Below are 17,690 nucleotides of genomic sequence, written 5' to 3' on the forward strand. Positions count from 1 at the left end.
GCAACCCGATCAAGGAGCCTGCGATGAGCAACACCGCCCAAGCCAAGGACAAGCTGGCCGCCGACTTTCGCGCCGTGATGGATGACATTGATGCGCTGATGAGCAGCACCGGCAATGACGTCAGCGGCGAGGCCAAGGCCTTGCGTGCGCGCATCCGGGAGCGCCTGGATGGCGCCAAGGAAAAGCTCATCGATGTGCAGCACGAGGCCGTGCAGCGCGCCAAGGATGCGGCCGCAGCCACCGACGACTATGTGCACGCCAAGCCCTGGCAGGCCATCGGCGTGGCGGCGGCGGTTGGCTTGGCGCTGGGCGTGCTGATCGGCCGCCGTTGAGCGCGCGGCGATTCAGGTGAGTGAGGATCAGGAACCCGTCTCCGCACCGCTGCGGCGGCTTGGCCGTTCGCTGCTGACACTGGGCCGCATCCGGCTTGAACTGCTGGCCATCGAGGTCCAGGAGGAGAAGGACCGCATCGCCAGCCTGGTGCTGTGGGCCGTGCTGGCCGCGCTGCTGGCCGGCTTTGCGGTGCTGATGCTGCTGGTGCTGGCCATCGTGGCGCTGTGGGACAGCCATCCGCTGCTGGCGCTGGGCGCGGCCACCGGCGTGCTGCTCGTCGCGGCCGCGTTGGCGCTGCGCCAGCTGAAGAGCCTGGCGGCGCAGCCGTCCACGTTGTTCCAGGCCAGCATCGCCGAGCTGCGCAAGGACGCGGCGGGCCTCGATCCGCGGCAGCCATGATCCCGCCCATCCCGCAAGACCCGGCCCGGCGCAGCGAGCGCAAGGAGAACCTGTTGCTGGCGTCCACGCTGCTGCGCGGCCAGCTGCAGCAGGACCTGCAGGTGCTGGGCGGGCACGCCGACCGCGTGGCGCGGCCGGTGATGCTCGTGAAACGCTGGCTGTCGGACCCGCTGATCCTGGCCGCCGTCAGCGGCGGCACGGCCTTCTTCGCCGCCTCTCGACGTGGGCGGGCGCTGGGCCTGCTGCGCTGGGCCTGGCTGGCGTGGCGGGTCTGGCAGCGGCGTTGAGTCAGCCGGTGTTGTCCGCGTCGTAGGCGTCCAGCCGCTTCATGCGCTCGCTCTGCCAATAGACATCGTCGCCGCCCAGCCCGTCGAGGTTGGCGCGGTTGAGCACGCGGGCCAGCACGAACAGCAGGTCGGACAGGCGGTTCAGGTACTGGCGCGGCGCGGCGTTGATGGCCTCGCTGGCCGCCAGCATGATGACGGTGCGCTCCGCCCGCCGCGCGACGGTGCGGCACACGTGGGCGATGGCCGCGCTGCGTGTGCCTGCCGGCAGGATGAATTCCTTCAGCCGGGGCAGGTGCTCGTTGTAGTGGGCCAGCGCGTCGTCCAGGCGCAGCACGGCGGCGTCCTTCAGCAGGTGGCCGCCGGGCCAGGAGAGTTCGCCGCCGAGGTTGAACAGCTCATGCTGGATGGTGACGAGCAACTCACGCACGTCGCCCGGCAGCGGCTCGGCCAGCAACACGCCCAGCTGCGAGTTCAGCTCGTCGACATCGCCCATGGCCTGCACGCGCAGGTGGCTCTTGCTGACGCGGCTGCCGTCGGACAGGCCGGTGCTGCCGTCGTCGCCGGTGCGGGTGGCAATCTGGGTGAGGCGGTTGCCCATGTGGCGGTCTGCAGAGGTTGCGGGGCCGCCATTGTGCTCAGGCGCCGTCAGTGGCGTCGGCCGCTGCGGTGAAACGCCGGCTTGCGGGTGGGGGCGTTGTGTGGGCGCAGGCCGGTGTTGTGGGGTTGCGGGGCCGCGGTGGCGTCGATGGGTGGAACAGTGCCGGCGGGTGGGCCGACGAGTTCGCGCCAGCGGGCTAGCAGCACCTCGAAGCGCAGGGCACCCAGCACGATCAGCAGGGCGGCCAGGATCAGCAGCAGCCAGGTCAGGGTCATGGAGAGGCTCCCGGAGTGGAGACTTCATGCTGGCACTGAGGGCACGGCGCTGCAACACAATTCCCTGACGTGGATCAGGAGACCTGCCGATGAATGCGCCCGCTTTCCCAACCGCCGTCGCGGCGCCCCTGCCGGCAGACCTGCTGGCCGCGCTGCAGGCGGCGTTCGGCGCGCGCTGCTCGACCGCCCGCGCCGTCTGCGAGCAGCATGGCCGGGACGAGTCCGTCTTCGATGTGCCGCCGCCGCAGGCCGTCGTCTTCGCCGAGAGCGAGGCGGAGGTGGCGCAGGTCGTGGCGGCGTGCGCCGCACACCGCGTGCCGGTCATCCCGTATGGCGCCGGCTCGTCGCTGGAAGGCCACCTGCTGGCGGTGCAGGGCGGCGTCAGCCTGGATGTGTCGCGCATGAACCGCATCCTGCGCATCGATGCCCAGGACCTGACGGTGACGGTGCAGCCCGGCGTCACGCGCAAGGCGCTGAACGAGGCGTTGCGGCACGAAGGCCTGTTCTTCCCCATCGACCCCGGCGCCGATGCGAGCCTGGGCGGCATGGCCGCCACGCGCGCCAGCGGCACGAACGCGGTGCGCTACGGCACGATGCGCGAGAACGTGCTGGGCCTGCGCTTCGTGGCGGCCAGCGGCGAGCTCATCCGCACCGGCTCGCGCGCGAAGAAGAGCAGCGCCGGCTACGACCTGACGCGGCTGCTCGTCGGCAGCGAGGGCACGCTCGGCGTCATCACCGAGCTGACCGTCAAGGTGCATCCGCTGCCCGAGGCGGTGTCGGCGGCCATCTGCTTCTTCCCCAGCATCGACGCGGCCGTCCAGACGGCCATGCAGGTCATCCAGATCGGCGTGCCCATCGCGCGCTGCGAGCTGCTGGACACGAACGCGATCCGGGCCGTCAACGCGCACGACCGGCTGGGCCTGAAGGAAGCACCCATGCTGCTGATGGAGTTCCATGGCAGCGAGGCCGGCGTGGCCGAGCAGGCAGCCACCGTGCAGGACGTGGCGGCCGACCATGGCGGTGACGCCTTCGAATGGGCCACCACGCCCGAGGCGCGCACGCGGCTGTGGGCGGCCCGGCACCATGCCTACTTCGCGGGCCTGCAGATGCGCCCGGGCTGCCGTGCCGTCACGACCGACACCTGCGTGCCCATCTCGCGGCTGGCCGAGAACATCAACGCCTCCATCGCCGAGGTGGAGGCGGCCGGCCTGCCGTACTTCATCGTCGGCCATGTGGGCGACGGCAACTTCCACATGGCCTACCTGCTGGACCCGGCGCGGCCCGACGAGCTGGCCACGGCCGAGCGGCTGAGCGCCCAGATGGTGGCGCGGGCCCTGGCGCTGGAGGGCACCTGCACCGGCGAGCATGGCATCGGGCTGCACAAGCAGCGCTTTCTGCTGGACGAGACGGGCGCCCCGGCCGTGGCCCTGATGCGCGCGCTGAAGTTGGCGATGGACCCGATGGGCATCCTGAACCCAGGCAAGGTATTCTCTGGATGATTGCGCTACCAGCAGGCGGGCGCAGCATCACAAGAGGAGACATGCTTGAAGACGCTGACCGCCGCTTGCCTGGTTTGGGGCATGACAGTCGCCGGCTTGACTGGTGCCGCTACCAATGACGATGTAGAGCGCCGTGCGCGCGACCTCGTCGGAGCGCTGACGCTGGACGAGAAGCTGGAGCAGTTGCTCAACGGCGCGCCGGCTGTTCCCCGGCTCGGCATCCCGGCCTACAACTGGTGGACGGAGTCGCTGCATGGGGCCTTCGGGCCGGGCGCCACGACCAACTTTCCGCAGCCCGTGGGCCTGGCTGCGAGCTTCAACGATCGGCTGATGCATGACGTGGCCAGCGCCATCAGCACCGAAGTGCAGGCCGTGTACGCGCTGGGGCGTGGCAAGCCCAATCCGCACCGGATGGGCGGCGCGCTGAACACCTGGTCGCCCAACATCAACATCTTCCGGGACCCGCGCTGGGGCCGCGGGCAGGAAACCTACGGGGAAGACCCCTTTCTGACCGCCCGCCTGGGCCAGGCCTTCGTGCAAGGCATGCAGGGCCCGGACCCGGCGCGGCCGCGGGTGATCGCCACACCCAAGCACTTCGCGGTGCACAGCGGGCCGGAGTCCACGCGGCACTCGGTGGACGTGTGGGTGTCGATGCAGGACCTGGAGGACACCTACCTGCCGGCCTTTCGCGCCGCGATGGTGGATGCGCAGGCGGGCTCCATCATGTGCGCCTACAACCGCGTCAACGGTGAGCCAGCCTGCGCCAGCCGCAGCCTGCTGATGGATACCCTGCGCCGCGACTGGGGGTTCAAGGGCTATGTGGTGTCGGACTGCGATGCGGTCGTCGATATCCACGCGCACCACAAGTACGCCCCGGACGCCGCCGCAGGTGCTGCGTTGGCGCTGAGGCATGGCGTGGACAACGAGTGCAACGGCGCAACGCTGTCGCACACGCCGGGCCTGGGGGAACGCTATCGCCAGGCCTTGCAGCGCGGCTATGTGCGCGAGGCCGACATCGACACCGCGCTGCAGCGCCTGTTCGCCGCGCGCCTGCGGGTGGGCGACCTGCCCGGCGCCGTCAGCCGCGAGTTCCCCGCTGAGGCGTCCATCAACTCGACGGCGCACCGTGCACTGGCGCTGCGCGCCGCCGTGGAAAGCCTGGTGCTGCTGAAGAACGACGGCACGCTGCCGCTGAAGGCCGCGGCCCGGGTGGCGGTGGTTGGGCCGCTGGCCGATGCGCGCCGGGTGATGCGGGGCAATTACTCATCGGCACAGACGGGGCCGACGCAGACCGTCCACGAAGCGCTGCGCCAGCTGCTGCCGGCCGCGCAGGTGACGCTGCTGCCGTTTGGCGCGTCCATCACCGACGGGGATGCTGTGCCGTCTTCGGTCTTCCTGACGCCCGACGGCCAGCCGGGACTGCAGGCCAGCTATCACCTGCTGCAGCACGGCTCGCCGCAGGCTGCAGGCCAGCGCCGCTACGAGCGCCAGGCGGCCGCCACGCATCGTGTGCCGGCGCTGGAATCACGGCCGCAGGACATGTTGCCCACCGGGGCCATCGTGCGCACGGTGTGGACGGGCTTCTTCGTCGCGCCCGAGACCGGCACCTACCGCCTGGGCTTGGCCGGCGTGCAGGGCCGCCTGCGCGTGGACGGGCGCGATGTGTCGCTCGCCAAGCGGCCCACGCGCTGGGCCGAGCCTGTGGCGCTGACGCAGGTGGCGCTCAAGCGGGGCGAGCGCCATGCGCTGCGCTTCGAGACGGAGAGTGGCGTCAGCGCGCCGCCGGGCATGATGTGGAAGCGCGTCTCCACCCGGCCGCTGGCCGATCTGCGCGCCGGCCTGCGCGAGGTCGACGTGGTGGTGGCCGTGACCGGCCTGACCTCGGACCTGGAAGGCGAGGAGATGCCCGTCAAGATCGAGGGCTTCTCCGGCGGCGATCGCACGTCGCTGGACCTGCCAGCCGATCAGCGGGCCTACCTGCAGGCTGCCGCGGCGGCGGGCAAGCCGCTGGTGGTGGTCAACCTCAGTGGCAGCGCGGTCAACCTGGCCTGGGCTGACCAGCATGCGGCGGCGGTGCTGCAGGCCTGGTATCCCGGCGAGGGCGGTGGCCAGGCCATCGCTCAGGTGCTGACGGGTGCCGCCAACCCGGCCGGGCGCTTGCCGGTCACGTTCTACCGCAGCGCTGCCGACCTGCCGTCCTTTGACGACTACCGCATGGCTGGGCGCACCTACCGCTTCTTCGACAAGCCGGTGGTCTACCCCTTCGGCCACGGGCTGAGCTACGCGAGCTTCCGCTACGACACACCGCAGGTGGCGCTGGAGGATGACGGCCAGCGCCAGCGGCTGGTCGTGCGCACCGCCGTCACCAACCACAGTGCGCGCGATGGCGACGAGGTGGTGCAGCTCTACCTGACGCCGCCGCGCTTCGAGGGCGGGCCGCGCCTGGCGCTGCGGGCCTTCGAGCGGTTGCAGCTGCGGGCCGGCGAGCGGCGCGAACTGCGCTTCGAGCTCGGGCCGCGCGAGCTCAGCTTTGTGGACCGAGACGGCCAGCGTCTGGTCATGCCCGGCGACTACCGCCTGGCCGTGGGCGGCGGCCAGCCGGGCACCGGCGCCCCGGGCGCCAGCGCCGCCTTCACGATCACCCGTGCCCAAGCCCTGCCGCGCTGAACGCGGTGCCACCGGTGTCAACCTCAGGATTCCTGACCATGCCCCAACTGCCCTTGCTGTTGTCCACGCTGCTGCTCATGTGTGCCCAGGCCTCCCAGGCCCAGGACGGCACGATCCGGCCGCTGGCGCCACCCACCGAGCCGCCGTCCATCGTGCTGGGCACCGGTGGCGTGGAACAGCAGCCCGCGCCGGAGAGCTGGTTCCACCAATGGGGCCAGCCCATGGTGCGCAACGTCAGCACGGCCACGCTGACGCCTTTCCTGCCTGCGCCCGGCAAGGCCAATGGCGCGGCCGTGTTGGTGGCACCCGGCGGCGGCTACCGCTGGCTGGCGATCAACCATGAAGGCTGGCAGGTGGCCCAGGCGCTGGCGGATCAGGGCATTGCCGCCTTCGTCCTCAAGTACAGGCTGCAGCCCACGCCGGCATCGCTGGACGGCTTCAAGCAGAGCATGGACCGCATGTTTGCGGCGGTCGGTACGAGCGACGCCAATCCGCGCGCGCTGGTGCCCAACCTGGACAACCAGCTGGCTGATGCCGAGGCCGCGTACGCCCTCATCCTGTCGCGCGCCAAGGACTGGGGTGTGGATCCTCAGCGCCTGGGCATGGTGGGCTTCTCGGCAGGCGCGGGCCTCACGCTGCACAGCACGCTGAACTCCAAGACCATGAAGCTGGCCTTCATCGGCCCCATCTACGGCGGCATGGGGCCGGTAGCCGTGCCCAAGAACGCGCCGCCGATGTTCAACGTCATCGCCACGGACGACTTCCTGTTCCGCGGCCAGACCGGCATCGTCAAGTCCTGGTTCGACGCCGGCCGGCCGGTGGAGTTCCACCTGTTTCAGAACGGCGGTCATGGCTTCGGGCTGGGCTATCCGGGCTACACCTCCAACGGCTGGTTCCCGCTGTTCACGCGCTGGCTGGACGTCAACGGCTTCCTCAAGCCGGCGGGCGCGAAGTAGGGCGCCTCGGCGCGCCCGGCCGCGTGCTCAGGGCTCGGTCGCGCGCACCAGCAGCAGTGCTGCCAGGCCGGCCAGCGCCAGTCGATCGTCGGCGTGCAGCCCGGGGCTCAGCCACACCGTGCCGCCGCCGCTGGTGGCCACGGCCGCAACGGTGCGGCCGTCGCGTTCGAACGCGTAACCGAGCGCCAGCCCGCGCACCGGCATGGCGATCGGGCCTTGTGGGCCGGCCAGTTGCGTGAGGGGGGACAGCGTCAGCCGCTGGCCCAGGTCGTTCTCGGCCCAGCCGCTCAGCTGCGGGCCGGTGTCGGCCAGTGCGAGCCGCCAGCCGGGCTGGCCGGCCTTGGCGGGCTGGACGGTGCCGAGCACCTGGATGTTGCGCACGAAATCGGAGCCAACGTCGCTGGGCACGCCGAACCACCGGGTGATCCACGCGCGGCGTTCCTCGTCGATGCGTTGCACCAGCTGTACATCGGCCTCTGCGCCCTGGCCGTCGACCAGCGTGAGGCCGACCCGCTGCGTGGTGGTGCGCAGCGCTTCGTCGAAGCGCCGGCTGTACACGCCCAGCTCGACGCGGCTGCAGCCTTGCGGGCAGGCCTGCGTCTGCACCTGCTGGCGCTGGGTGAGTGCGCGGGTGGCGTAGTCGCCAAAGCGAAGCTCGCGGCCGGGCAGCCAGCCCTGGCGGCCAGCGACAGCCAGCGGCGTTGCCGTGGCCAGGGCGGGTGGGGGCTGCACCTGCACCGTCGTGACGGCGCAGGCCGTCAGCAGCAGCGCGGTAGACAGCACGGCGAGCATGCGGGCGAGTGGCGGCGAAGCGGGGGAGCGTCGGTTCATGCGGCGCAGCCTAGCGGCGGCCAGCGGCCGTGACGGAAGTCCTGCCGTCGGGCATGCGAGCGCTTCCCGGCGGGCCGGGCCGGACTTGACCACAATGCGGCGCCTGAACCTTTCCATCCCTCTGCACAGGAGATATGAGCCCATGTTCAACCACATCATGGTCGGCAGCAACGACATCGAGCGCAGCAAGCACTTTTATGACGCCGTGCTCGGCGTGCTGGGGGCACCGGCCGGCTTTGCGAACCAGGCGCCCAGCGGTCACCAGCGCGTGTTCTACCGCCACGCGGGTGGCAGCTTCGGCGTGAGCCAGCCCATCAACGGCGAGCCGGCCAGCCACGCCAACGGCGGCACCATCGGTTTCAAGTGCGAGTCGCCGGAGCAGGTCAAGACCTTCCACGACGTGGCCGTGGCCCATGGCGGCACGTCCATCGAAGCCCCGCCCGGCCTGCGCGAAGGCGCGCTGGGCGCCATGCACCTGGCCTATGTGCGCGACCCCGACGGCAACAAGCTGTGCGCCGTCTACCGCGTGCCCAAGGACTGATGCACCTCGTGCACGGCGCGTTGCTCAGCCCTGAAATCGCTCACTACCGAAAGGCACGGCCATGGCCTGGTTGCTGCTCCTGATTGCCGGCCTGCTGGAAGTGGGCTGGGCCATCGGCCTGAAGTACACCGAGGGTTTCACGCGGCCCGTGCCCACGGTGTTGACCGTGGGCGCCATGGTCGCCAGCGTCGGCCTGCTGGGTGTGGCGATGAAGACCTTGCCGGTGGGCACAGCCTATGCCGTGTGGGTGGGTGTGGGCGCCGTGGGCACGGCGGCGCTGGGCATGGTGCTGTTCAACGAGCCGGCCACGGTGGGCCGGCTGGTGAGCCTGGGCCTCATCGTGGCGGGCATCGTGGGTCTGAAGCTGGCGAGCTGAGCTCGCCGTGAGGGGGCCGCGCGCCGGCCCACCTCGATGCTTCAGCCGTGCTGCGCCGGCACGTTCCAGCGCCGGGTCACGTCGCCGCGGCCGTTGACGCTTTCCAGGTTGACGGCAAAGCCCCACAGCCGGCCGACATGGCGCAGCACTTCCTGGGCGCTGTCGTGCAGCGGGCGGTTGAGGTGCTGCTGGTGGCGCAGCGTGAGGGAGCGGTCGCCGCGCAGGTTGACGTTCCAGACCTGGATGTTGGGCTCGCGCGTGGAGAGGTCGTACTGGCGTGACAGCGCCTGGCGCAGGTGGCGGTAGCCGGTCTCGTCGTGGATGGCGGAGATCTCGTACTCGGCCTTGGCCTCGTCGTCGAGGATGGCGAAGAGCCGGAAATCGCGCATCACCTTGGGGCTCAGGTACTGGCCGATGAAGCTCTCGTCCTTGAAGTTGCGCATCGCGTGGTCCAGCGTAGGCAGCCAGTCGCTGCCGGCGATGTCGGGGAACCAGGCGCGGTCTTCGTCGGTGGGAGCCTCGCAGATGCGCTTGATGTCCGTGTACATCGCAAAGCCCAGCGCATACGGGTTCAGGTTGGCGCCCGGGTGCTGGTAGACGACGTTGGTGTGGGACTTGAGCCACTCGATCATCATGCCGTCGCTCAGGTAGCCATCGTCATACATCTGGTTGAGCAGCCGGTGGTGCCAGAAGGTGGCCCAGCCCTCGTTCATGACCTGGGTCTGCCGCTGCGGGTAGAAGTACTGCGCGATCTTGCGGACGATGCGCACGATCTCGCGCTGCCAGGGCTCCAGCAGCGGCGCGTTCTTCTCGATGAAGTACAGCAGGTTCTCCTGCGGCTCGTCGGGGAAGCGGCGGCTTTCGGCGGCTTCGTCCGGCCGGTCGGGCTTCCTGGGCAGCGTGCGCCACAGGTCGTTGACCTGCATCTGCGCATGGTGCTCGCGGTCCTTCAGTCGCGCGCGTTCCTCGGCCAGCGAGAGCTTGGCCGGCCGGCGGTAGCGGTCCACGCCGTGGTTCATCAGCGCGTGGCAGCTGTCCAGCAGCGCCTCGACGGCATCCAGCCCGTGCCGCTCCTCGCACTCGGCCACGTAGTTCTTGGCGTAGACGAGGTAGTCGATGATGGACGACGCATCCGTCCACATGCGGAACAGGTAGTTGCCCTTGAAGAAGGAGTTATGCCCGTAGCAGGCGTGGGCGATGACCAGCGCCTGCATGGCCAGCGTGTTCTCCTCCATCAGGTAGGCGATGCAGGGGTCGGAGTTGATGACGATCTCGTAGGCCAGGCCCATCTGGCCGCGCTTGTAGTTGCGCTCGGTGGCGATGAACTCCTTGCCGTAGCTCCAGTGCCGGTAGTTCACCGGCATGCCGACCGACGCGTAGGCGTCCATCATCTGCTCGGAGGTGATGACCTCCAGCTGGTTGGCGTAGGTGTCCAGGCCGAAGCGGTCGGCGGTTTGCTTGATGACGGCGTGGTAGTCCTCGATGAGTTCGAAGGTCCAGTCGTTCGGGGAAGGCAGCGGCTGGCTGGGTCGCTGTTGCAGCGGCAGCATGCAGCGCAGCGGGTCGCGCTGTCGGCGTTCGGGCATGCCGGGCGGCGGCGTGGCCACGCGCTCGGCGTGGCGGCGGTCTTCCTTGCAGCTCATGATGTCGCGCCCTCCTTCTTGAACAGCTCACGGAAGACCGGGTAGATCTGCGAGGCCTCGACAGCCTTGCGCATCGCGAAGTGGCCGACGTCGTCCTGGAGCTTCAGGTATTCCTCCCAGAGGTTCTGTTCGGGCTCGGCCACTTGCACGTAGGCGAAGTAGCGGCACAGCGGGAGGATCTTGTCGGCCAGCAGCTCGCGGCAGCGGCCACTGTCGTGGTGCCAGTTGTCGCCGTCACTGGCCTGCGCGCCGTAGATGTTCCATTCGGTGGGCGAGTAGCGCTCGCGGATGATTTGCTCCATCAACACGAGCGCCGACGACACGACGGTGCCGCCGGTCTCGGTGGCGTGGAAGAAGTTCTGCTCGTCGACTTCCTGTGCCTGCGTGTGGTGGCGGATGAAGACGACGTCGATCTTCTCGTAGTGCCGCGTGAGGAACAGGTACAGCAGGATGAAGAAGCGCTTGGCCAGGTCCTTGCGGCTCTCGTCCATGGAGCCGGACACGTCCATCAAGCAGAACATGACGGCGCGCGTCGTCGGCACCGGCACGCGCACGCGGGAGCGAAAGCGCAGGTCGATGGGGTCCAGGAAGGGGATGGCCTCCAGCCGGGCCTTCAGGTGGGCGATGCGCTCGCGCGTTTCCAGCAGCAGCCGGGGCGTCTCCGGGCGGTCTTCCTTCAGCAGCTCCTGCTCGCGGGCTTCAAGCTCATGCAGCTCGCGGCGCTTGTCCATGCCCAGCGCGATGCGCCGGCCCAGGGCGCCGCGCATGGAGCGCACCACGTGCAGGTTGGTGGGCGTGCCGTCGGACGAGAAGCCAGCGCGGTGGCTCTTCCACTCGGGTGTGTCGGCAAGCGTCGTGCGGGCGAGGTTGGGCAGGGCCAGGTCGTCGAAGAAGACCTGCATGAACTCTTCCTTGCTGAGGTGGAAGACGAAGTCGTCCTCACCCTCGCCCTGGTCGCTGGCTTCGCCGCTGCCACTGCCTTGCCCGCCTTGTCCACCTTTCGGCTTGGCGATGCGGTCGCCCTTCACGTACTCCTGGTTGCCGGGCCGCACGACCTCGCGCACGCCACCGTCGCCATGGCCGAAGACGGGTTCGTTGAGATCCTTTTTCGGGATCGTCACGTTCTCGCCGCGCTCCATGTCGCGGATGCCTCGGCCGTCCACTGCGCGCTTCACGGCCTCGCGGATCTGCTCCTTGTGCCGACGCAGGAAGCGCTCGCGGTTGCCGATGGACTTGTTCTTGCCCGACAGCCGTCTATCGATGATTTGCTGAAGCGACATCGCTACCTTTCAGCGGGCCGGCCCGCATCCCCTCGGGGGATCGGCCGACGTATTCGTCGGACGAGGGGCCCATGTTTCAGCTGCTCTTGCGCACCCTCAAGTACCACTCACACAACAACCGCACCTGCTTGGCCGTGTAGCCCTTGTCCACCATGCGCTGCACGAAGTTCTCGTGCTTCTTCGCATCCTCGGCGCTGGCCTTGGCGTTGAAGCTGATGACGGGCAGCAGCTCCTCGGTGTTGGAGAACATCTTCTTCTCGATGACGGTGCGCAGCTTCTCGTAGCTGGTCCACAACGGGTTCTTGCCCGCGTTGTTGGCGCGCGCCCGCAACACGAAGTTGACGATCTCGTTGCGGAAGTCCTTGGGGTTGGAGATACCCGCCGGCTTCTCGATCTTTTCCAGCTCAGCGTTCAGTGCCGCGCGGTCGAAGACCTCACCGGTGTCGGTATCGCGGTACTCCTGGTCCTGGATCCAGTAGTCGGCATAGGTCACATAGCGGTCGAAGATGTTCTGGCCGTACTCGGAGTAACTCTCCAGATAAGCGGTCTGTATCTCCTTGCCGATGAACTCGGCGTAGCGCGGCGACAGCTGCTCCTTGATGAAGCCGACGTACTTTTCTTCCAGCTCCTTGGGGAACTGCTCGCGCTCGATCTGCTGCTCCAGCACGTACATCAGGTGCACGGGGTTGGCCGCCACCTCGGCGCTGTCGAAGTTGAAGACCTTGGAGAGGATCTTGTAGGCGAAGCGCGTGCTGATGCCGCTCATGCCTTCGTCGACACCGGCGTAGTCGCGGTACTCCTGGTAGCTCTTGGCGCGCGGGTCGGTGTCCTTCAGGTTCTCGCCGTCGTAGATCTGCATCTTGGAATACAGCGACGAGTTCTCGGGCTCCTTCAGGCGCGTCAGCACCGCGAACTGGCTCATCATCTTCAGCGTGCCCGGGGCGCATTTGGCCTCGGCCAGCGACGAGCCGCGGATGAGCTTCTCGTAGATCTTGACCTCTTCGCTGACGCGCAGGCAGTACGGCACCTTCACGATGTAGACGCGGTCGAGGAAGGCCTCGTTGTTCTTGTTGTTGCGGAAGGTCTTCCACTCGCTCTCGTTGCTGTGCGCCAGCACGATGCCGTCGAAGGGAATCGCGCCGAAGCCTTCGGTGCCCTTGTAGTTGCCCTCTTGAGTTGCGGTCAGCAGCGGGTGCAGCACCTTGATCGGCGCCTTGAACATCTCCACGAACTCCAGCAGGCCCTGGTTGGCCAGGCACAGACCGCCGGAGTAGCTGTAGGCGTCAGGGTCGTCCTGCGCGTACGTCTCGAGTTTGCGGATGTCGACCTTGCCCACCAGGCTGGAGATGTCCTGGTTGTTCTCGTCGCCCGGCTCGGTCTTGGCCACGCCCAGTTGCTTGAGCACGCTGGGGTAGCGCTTGACGACCTTGAACTTGCGGATGTCGCCGCCGAACTCGTCGAGCCGCTTCACGGCCCAGGGCGACAGGATGCGGTTGAGGTAGCGGCGCGGGATGCCGTAGTCGCGCTCCAGCAGCGGGCCGTCTTCCGTGGGGTCGAACAGGCCCAGCGGCGACTCGTTCACCGGCGATCCGGCGATGGCGTAGAAGGGCACGTGTTCCATCAACTGCTTCAGCCGCTCTGCGATGGAACTCTTGCCGCCACCCACCGGACCCAGCAGGTAGAGGATCTGTTTCTTCTCCTCCAGCCCCTGCGCGGCGTGCCGGAAATAGGACACCACCTGCTCGATCGCTTCCTCGAGCCCGTAGAACTCGGCGAAGGCCGGATAGATCTTGATCGTCTTGTTGGCGAACAGGCGCGACAGGCGCGGGTCGTTGCGCGTGTCCAGCATCTGCGGCTCGCCGATGGCCTGCAGCATGCGCTCGGCGGCCGTGGCGTAGGCCAGGGGGTTGCGTTTGCACTCGGCGAGGTACTCCTCCAGCGAGAGCTCTTCGACCTTGGTGCGCTCGTAGCGCGCCGCGAAATGGCTGATGACGTCCATGTTCGACCTCCTGCGGTTTGAACTCCACAGGGCCACAGGCACGATGCGTGCCCGAGGGGCTGGGGGGTTCTGATCGCGCCTCAACTGCAAGGCGTCATCAGAACTCTCCGCGTGTCTGAGTGGCAGCTTGACGCTGCCGGCAACTGGCTGATCTCAACAATAAGCCGCGATATGCCCACCAACAAACCACGTCGGTGATTGGTTGACATGGCGAGTCCAGCATACGCCCGCCGCACAGGCAAGACCTGGCACCTGATGGACAAACCACACAGACATGGGGGCATTGCCGACCGGGGCTTGCAAGGGCCCAGCACCCGCTAGCCGCGTGGCTGCCGTGCTGCGTGCGCGCGACGCGGCTGTCCCTGATCACGAGGACGTCGCGGGCGTCGCCCCCGGGAACCCGGGGGGCCGCCGACCTGCCCACCTTGTACAACCGCGGGCTTTCCATTCGTTGAGACAAATGATGATGCTTGTGAAGCCCATGCGTTGGATGTGTTCAGCCGCTCTGCTGGGCCTGGCGGTGTCGGCTCAGGCGGACGTCACGTTCGCCTACGGCGTGACGGCCGAAGACCAGCTGAACCGGGTGGGGGTGTACCTGTACCCACCGGTGCAGACCGAGGGCGTGCTCAGCACCGGTGGCCCGCTGGTGGCCCAGGCCGGGCAGGTGTCGGCGCAGGTCAACGCCTGGGCCGACGTGCGCACCGGCATGTTCAAGGCCATGACACGCGTGGACATCAACCCCGTCGGGCAGAAGCCGACGGACATCGCCGAGGCCTATGCACGGCTGGATGTGACGGACACGCTCGTCTTCAAGGGGCCGGGCGCCACGGCGACGGCCGAGTTCCGCCTGAGCTATGACACGCACTTCAGCGGCCTGGGCTTCGAGGCCTTTGCGCGCGAGGGGGCGCTGTCCCACTTCCAGCAGCTGGACTCGTTCCGGACCTTGACGCTGTCCTACGACATCGAGAACCCCGACTACGACCCCGGTGCCGTGTGCACGGACTTCGGCAGCGACGGTGTCTACTGCCCGCCCGAGGCGCAGCGCTACCTCACCATCGAGAAGTCAGCCGGCAAATCCTTGTTCCGGGAGGTGGCGCTGGGTGGCCCGACGGGCATCTACACCAACGGGGATGCCGACAACGGCCACTACAGCGGCACCGAGGTGCTGACGCTGGAAGTGCCGACGGGCGTGGAAGTGCGCCTTTCCTACACGGCCTACAGCGGTGCGCGCTGCTTCCACCTGGCCTCGTGCGCGCTGGTGAACGATGCGACGCATTCGGACTACCTGGCGCTGCTGGCTCCACAGGGTTTCAGCTCGGCCAGCGGCTATGCCTACCTGGGCGTGGCGGCAGCGGTGCCCGAGCCGGCGACGGTGTGGATGGGGCTGGCCGGCCTCGGGCTGGTGGCCGGCGTGCTGCGCCGCCAACGCCGCTGAGCGGCAGCGCTGGCGTGAGTGGTGCGGGGCCTCAGCCGCCCCGCAGGCGCTGCAGGATGCCGTCCAGCGCGTCCAGCGAGTCGAACTGGATGGCCAGCTCGCCGCTCTGGCCGCCCTTCTTGGTGCGCTTCTTCACGCGCACTTCCACCGTGGTGCCCAGCGCGTCGGCCAGTTCTTCCTCCAGGCGCAGCACGTCGCGGCTCTTGTCGCCCTTCACGCGCAGCAGCGGCGCCTGACGGGCGGCGCCCTGGGTCTTGGCGACCAGCTTCTCGGCCTCGCGCACGCTGAGCTTCTTGGCCGCGATCTCGCTGGCGGTGGTGATCTGCGTGGCGCCTTCCAGCGGCAGCAGCGCGCGGGCGTGGCCCATGTCCAGATCGCCGGCCATCAGCATGTTCTGCACCGGCGCGGCCAGGTTCAGCAGGCGCAGCAGGTTGCTGGCGGCGCTGCGCGAGCGGCCCACGGCCTGCGCGGCCTGCTCGTGCGTCAGGCCGAACTCGTCGGTCAGGCGCTTCAGGCCTTGCGCTTCTTCCAGCGGGTTGAGGTCCTCTCGCTGGATGTTTTCGATCAGCGCCATCGCGGCGGCCGATTCGTCGGGCACCGCCTTCACCAGCACCGGCACCTCGCGCAGGCCGGCCAGCTTGGCGGCGCGGAAGCGGCGTTCGCCGGCGATGATTTCGTAGCTGACGCCGCCGTTGGGCGTGATCGGGCGCACGAGGATGGGCTGCATGATGCCCTGGCCCTTGATGCTCTCGGCCAGCTCGTACAGCGAGCCCTCGTCCATGCGCGTGCGCGGCTGGTACTTGCCGGCCTGCAGCTGTTCGAGCTTCAGCGTGCTGGGCGTGCCATCGCGTTCTGCGGGCGCGGGGGTGTCGCTGACCTTGGGGCCCAGCAGGGCTTCCAGGCCGAGGCCGAGGCCTTTGGGTTTCTTCGTTGCCATGGGCGCGGATTGTCCTTCACGGCTTCGCGAGGCTGCGCAGCAGCTCGCGGCCCTCGGGCCAGTCGCCCAGGCCCGAGTCGGCGTTCAGGTGGCCGCGCGGCCCGGCGATGACGACGCTGCTGCCCCAGTCCGCTGCCATCGCCGTGCTGCGCTCGGCGGCGCCGAAGGGGTCGTCACTGCTGATGACCGCGATGCTGGGGAAGGGCAGGCGGCCGCGGCGGATGGGGCGCCAGTTGTGCAGCTGCGGCGGCATGTCCTCGCGCTCGGTGTCGGGCGGGGCGACGAGCAGTGCGCCGGCCACGCGGGCCGTGTGCTGCGAGTGCTCCGCCCAGCTCGCCACCAGCTGGCAGCCCAGCGAATGCGCCACCAGCAGCGCCGGGGCGTCGTCCTGCAGCAGCACCTCGTCCAGCCGCGCCATCCAGTCGCCACGGCGTGGCCAGTCCCAGTCGTGCTGGTCCACGCGCTGGTCGCCGTGCAGGCGCTCCCAGCGGCTCTGCCAGTGGTCGGGGCCGGAGTTCTGCCAGCCGGGAAGGAGCAGGACGCGGGTGGGATTCATGGTTTGCCCTTAAGCTGCACGGTTCGCGATTTTCAGTGGAGCAGCGGTCATGACGTTCAAGGTGTTTGTGGATGGGCAAGAGGGCACGACGGGTCTGCGGATTCATGAATACCTCGCGGCCCGCACCGACATCGAGGTGCTCAGGATCGATGCCGACAAGCGCAAGGACCCCGCCGAGCGCGCCCGCCTGCTGAACGCCGCCGACGTGGCCTTCCTGTGCCTGCCCGACGCGGCCTCGCGCGAGGCCGCGGCCATGATCACCAACCCCAACACCTGCCTGATCGACGCCAGCACGGCGCACCGCACCGTGCCCGGCTGGAGCTTCGGCCTGCCCGAGCTGGCCCGTGGCCAGCGCGACGCCATCCGCGCGTCCAAGCGCATCGCCAACCCGGGCTGCCACGCCAGCGCCTTCATCCTGGCCGTGCGCCCGCTGGTGGATGCCGGCCTGCTGCCGCGCGATGCGGCGGTCAGCGCGACGTCCATCACCGGCTACTCGGGTGGCGGCAAGAGCATGATTGCCGAGTACGAGCAGCAGCCGCTGCCCGTGCACCTGCAGGCGCCGCGCCCCTATGGCCTGACCCTCAAGCACAAGCACTTGCCGGAGATGATGGCCCACACCGGCCTGGCCACGCCGCCGGTGTTCATGCCCATCGTCAGCAGCTTCTACAAGGGCCTGGCCGTCAGCGTGCCGCTGCAGCTGAGCCAGCTCAAGGCCGGCACCACGCCCGAGCACCTCCACGCCGCGCTGGCCGCTCACTACGCGGGCGAGCGCTTCATCAACGTGATGCCGCTGCGCGACGCGGCGACGCTGGAAGGCGGCTTCTTCGACGTGCAGGCCTGCAACGACACCAACCGTGTGGACATCTTCGTGTTCGCCAGCGACACGCAGGCGCTGGTCATCGCGCGGCTGGACAACCTGGGCAAGGGCGCCAGCGGCGCGGCCGTGCAGAGCATGAACGTGCACCTGGGTGTCGAGGAAAGCCTCGGCCTCGTTTGAGAGGGTCTCATCCTCTGACCCCCAAACGGTGACGTTACGCCGCTGCGCGGCGTCGCCATACTCCGGGCCCTTGATGGCCGA

General features: G+C 68.7%; 18 protein-coding genes. 10 read left to right on the forward strand and 8 right to left on the reverse strand.

The window, feature by feature from the left end:
* The first annotated feature begins 23 nt into the window (after positions 1–23).
* Genes NYO99_RS12825 through NYO99_RS12835 form a run of 3 tightly spaced genes read left to right on the forward strand, consistent with a single transcriptional unit; the run spans position 24 to position 1,019 of the window.
* Positions 24–332 carry an ElaB/YgaM/YqjD family protein gene (locus tag NYO99_RS12825; RefSeq protein WP_268167603.1) on the forward strand — a complete coding sequence of 103 codons (309 nt, stop codon included), beginning with the start codon at positions 24–26 and terminating at the stop codon, positions 330–332.
* Positions 333–348: 16 nt separating this feature from the next.
* A complete protein-coding gene (locus NYO99_RS12830; RefSeq protein WP_268167604.1) occupies positions 349–732 on the forward strand; it encodes a phage holin family protein in 384 nt (127 codons plus the stop codon).
* Positions 729–1,019, forward strand: coding sequence for a hypothetical protein (locus tag NYO99_RS12835; RefSeq protein ID WP_268167605.1), 291 nt, complete (start codon positions 729–731; stop codon positions 1,017–1,019). Before NYO99_RS12830 ends, NYO99_RS12835 begins: the two co-directional genes overlap by 4 nt.
* 1 nt (position 1,020) lies before the next feature.
* Here NYO99_RS12835 and NYO99_RS12840 read toward each other — a convergent pair whose 3' ends face one another.
* A complete protein-coding gene (locus tag NYO99_RS12840) occupies positions 1,021–1,617 on the reverse strand; it encodes a cob(I)yrinic acid a,c-diamide adenosyltransferase (protein WP_268167606.1) in 597 nt (198 codons plus the stop codon).
* Between the two features lie 47 nt (positions 1,618–1,664).
* Positions 1,665–1,892, reverse strand: a complete 228-nt coding sequence (locus NYO99_RS12845) for a hypothetical protein (RefSeq protein ID WP_268167607.1) — start codon at positions 1,890–1,892, stop codon at positions 1,665–1,667.
* 89 nt (positions 1,893–1,981) lie between these two features.
* Here NYO99_RS12845 and NYO99_RS12850 point away from each other — a divergent pair, with 89 nt between their 5' ends.
* The 3 genes from NYO99_RS12850 to NYO99_RS12860 are packed head-to-tail and all read left to right on the forward strand — an operon-like array spanning position 1,982 to position 7,014.
* Complete coding sequence (locus NYO99_RS12850; RefSeq protein WP_268167608.1) at positions 1,982–3,391, forward strand: FAD-binding oxidoreductase; 1,410 nt, start codon at positions 1,982–1,984, stop codon at positions 3,389–3,391.
* 45 nt (positions 3,392–3,436) lie between these two features.
* Complete coding sequence (locus NYO99_RS12855; protein ID WP_268167609.1) at positions 3,437–6,058, forward strand: glycoside hydrolase family 3 C-terminal domain-containing protein; 2,622 nt, start codon at positions 3,437–3,439, stop codon at positions 6,056–6,058.
* 38 nt (positions 6,059–6,096) lie between these two features.
* Positions 6,097–7,014 carry an alpha/beta hydrolase gene (locus NYO99_RS12860; RefSeq protein WP_268167610.1) on the forward strand — a complete coding sequence of 306 codons (918 nt, stop codon included), beginning with the start codon at positions 6,097–6,099 and terminating at the stop codon, positions 7,012–7,014.
* Positions 7,015–7,041: 27 nt separating this feature from the next.
* On the opposite strand, the gene NYO99_RS12865 is transcribed toward NYO99_RS12860, so the two are convergent.
* Positions 7,042–7,845 (reverse strand): hypothetical protein, encoded by an 804-nt coding sequence (locus NYO99_RS12865; protein ID WP_268167611.1) that lies wholly within the window; start codon positions 7,843–7,845, stop codon positions 7,042–7,044.
* A 142-nt stretch (positions 7,846–7,987) separates the two neighbouring features.
* Between NYO99_RS12865 and NYO99_RS12870 the strand changes: the two genes are divergently transcribed.
* Positions 7,988–8,386: a VOC family protein gene (locus NYO99_RS12870; protein WP_268167612.1), complete on the forward strand. Its 399-nt coding sequence runs from the start codon at positions 7,988–7,990 to the stop codon at positions 8,384–8,386.
* A gap of 61 nt (positions 8,387–8,447) precedes the next feature.
* A complete protein-coding gene (gene sugE / locus NYO99_RS12875; RefSeq protein WP_268167613.1) occupies positions 8,448–8,762 on the forward strand; it encodes a quaternary ammonium compound efflux SMR transporter SugE in 315 nt (104 codons plus the stop codon).
* Between the two features lie 41 nt (positions 8,763–8,803).
* Here sugE and NYO99_RS12880 read toward each other — a convergent pair whose 3' ends face one another.
* From NYO99_RS12880 to NYO99_RS12890, 3 genes are all read right to left on the reverse strand, one after another.
* The gene (locus NYO99_RS12880; RefSeq protein ID WP_422395506.1) at positions 8,804–10,348 is read right to left on the reverse strand and encodes a SpoVR family protein; all 1,545 of its coding nucleotides are present in this window, start codon (positions 10,346–10,348) and stop codon (positions 8,804–8,806) included.
* Positions 10,349–10,401: 53 nt separating this feature from the next.
* On the reverse strand, positions 10,402–11,685 hold the full coding sequence (locus NYO99_RS12885; protein WP_268167614.1) for a YeaH/YhbH family protein: 1,284 nt from the start codon (positions 11,683–11,685) through the stop codon (positions 10,402–10,404).
* Positions 11,686–11,761: 76 nt separating this feature from the next.
* The gene (locus NYO99_RS12890) at positions 11,762–13,684 is read right to left on the reverse strand and encodes a PrkA family serine protein kinase (RefSeq protein WP_268167615.1); all 1,923 of its coding nucleotides are present in this window, start codon (positions 13,682–13,684) and stop codon (positions 11,762–11,764) included.
* A 490-nt stretch (positions 13,685–14,174) separates the two neighbouring features.
* Here NYO99_RS12890 and NYO99_RS12895 point away from each other — a divergent pair, with 490 nt between their 5' ends.
* A complete protein-coding gene (locus NYO99_RS12895) occupies positions 14,175–15,119 on the forward strand; it encodes a PEP-CTERM sorting domain-containing protein (RefSeq protein ID WP_268167616.1) in 945 nt (314 codons plus the stop codon).
* Between the two features lie 31 nt (positions 15,120–15,150).
* On the opposite strand, the gene NYO99_RS12900 is transcribed toward NYO99_RS12895, so the two are convergent.
* The gene (locus NYO99_RS12900; protein WP_268167617.1) at positions 15,151–16,056 is read right to left on the reverse strand and encodes a ParB/RepB/Spo0J family partition protein; all 906 of its coding nucleotides are present in this window, start codon (positions 16,054–16,056) and stop codon (positions 15,151–15,153) included.
* Positions 16,057–16,072: 16 nt separating this feature from the next.
* On the reverse strand, positions 16,073–16,612 hold the full coding sequence (locus tag NYO99_RS12905) for an RBBP9/YdeN family alpha/beta hydrolase (protein WP_268167618.1): 540 nt from the start codon (positions 16,610–16,612) through the stop codon (positions 16,073–16,075).
* A gap of 49 nt (positions 16,613–16,661) precedes the next feature.
* Here NYO99_RS12905 and argC point away from each other — a divergent pair, with 49 nt between their 5' ends.
* Positions 16,662–17,609 (forward strand): N-acetyl-gamma-glutamyl-phosphate reductase, encoded by a 948-nt coding sequence (gene argC, locus NYO99_RS12910; protein WP_268167619.1) that lies wholly within the window; start codon positions 16,662–16,664, stop codon positions 17,607–17,609.
* The last annotated feature ends 81 nt before the right edge of the window (positions 17,610–17,690 follow it).

It is taken from the genome of Roseateles hydrophilus (assembly GCF_026712245.1).
In the GTDB taxonomy this organism is placed as follows: Bacteria; Pseudomonadota; Gammaproteobacteria; order Burkholderiales; family Burkholderiaceae_C; genus Pelomonas; species Pelomonas hydrophilus.

Excerpts from the sequence above, each read along its gene's own strand:
- NYO99_RS12825 (WP_268167603.1), top strand. The coding sequence starts at position 24 with ATGAGCAACACCGCCCAAGCCAAGGACAAGCTGGCCGCCGACTTTCGC.
- NYO99_RS12835 (WP_268167605.1), top strand. The coding sequence starts at position 729 with ATGATCCCGCCCATCCCGCAAGACCCGGCCCGGCGCAGCGAGCGCAAG.
- NYO99_RS12840 (WP_268167606.1), bottom strand. The coding sequence starts at position 1,617 with ATGGGCAACCGCCTCACCCAGATTGCCACCCGCACCGGCGACGACGGC.
- NYO99_RS12845 (WP_268167607.1), bottom strand. The coding sequence starts at position 1,892 with ATGACCCTGACCTGGCTGCTGCTGATCCTGGCCGCCCTGCTGATCGTG.
- NYO99_RS12850 (WP_268167608.1), top strand. The coding sequence starts at position 1,982 with ATGAATGCGCCCGCTTTCCCAACCGCCGTCGCGGCGCCCCTGCCGGCA.
- NYO99_RS12860 (WP_268167610.1), top strand. The coding sequence starts at position 6,097 with ATGCCCCAACTGCCCTTGCTGTTGTCCACGCTGCTGCTCATGTGTGCC.
- NYO99_RS12865 (WP_268167611.1), bottom strand. The coding sequence starts at position 7,845 with ATGAACCGACGCTCCCCCGCTTCGCCGCCACTCGCCCGCATGCTCGCC.
- NYO99_RS12870 (WP_268167612.1), top strand. The coding sequence starts at position 7,988 with ATGTTCAACCACATCATGGTCGGCAGCAACGACATCGAGCGCAGCAAG.
- sugE (WP_268167613.1), top strand. The coding sequence starts at position 8,448 with ATGGCCTGGTTGCTGCTCCTGATTGCCGGCCTGCTGGAAGTGGGCTGG.
- NYO99_RS12880 (WP_422395506.1), bottom strand. The coding sequence starts at position 10,348 with ATGCCCGAACGCCGACAGCGCGACCCGCTGCGCTGCATGCTGCCGCTG.
- NYO99_RS12885 (WP_268167614.1), bottom strand. The coding sequence starts at position 11,685 with ATGTCGCTTCAGCAAATCATCGATAGACGGCTGTCGGGCAAGAACAAG.
- NYO99_RS12890 (WP_268167615.1), bottom strand. The coding sequence starts at position 13,684 with ATGGACGTCATCAGCCATTTCGCGGCGCGCTACGAGCGCACCAAGGTC.
- NYO99_RS12895 (WP_268167616.1), top strand. The coding sequence starts at position 14,175 with ATGTGTTCAGCCGCTCTGCTGGGCCTGGCGGTGTCGGCTCAGGCGGAC.
- NYO99_RS12900 (WP_268167617.1), bottom strand. The coding sequence starts at position 16,056 with ATGGCAACGAAGAAACCCAAAGGCCTCGGCCTCGGCCTGGAAGCCCTG.
- NYO99_RS12905 (WP_268167618.1), bottom strand. The coding sequence starts at position 16,612 with ATGAATCCCACCCGCGTCCTGCTCCTTCCCGGCTGGCAGAACTCCGGC.
- argC (WP_268167619.1), top strand. The coding sequence starts at position 16,662 with ATGACGTTCAAGGTGTTTGTGGATGGGCAAGAGGGCACGACGGGTCTG.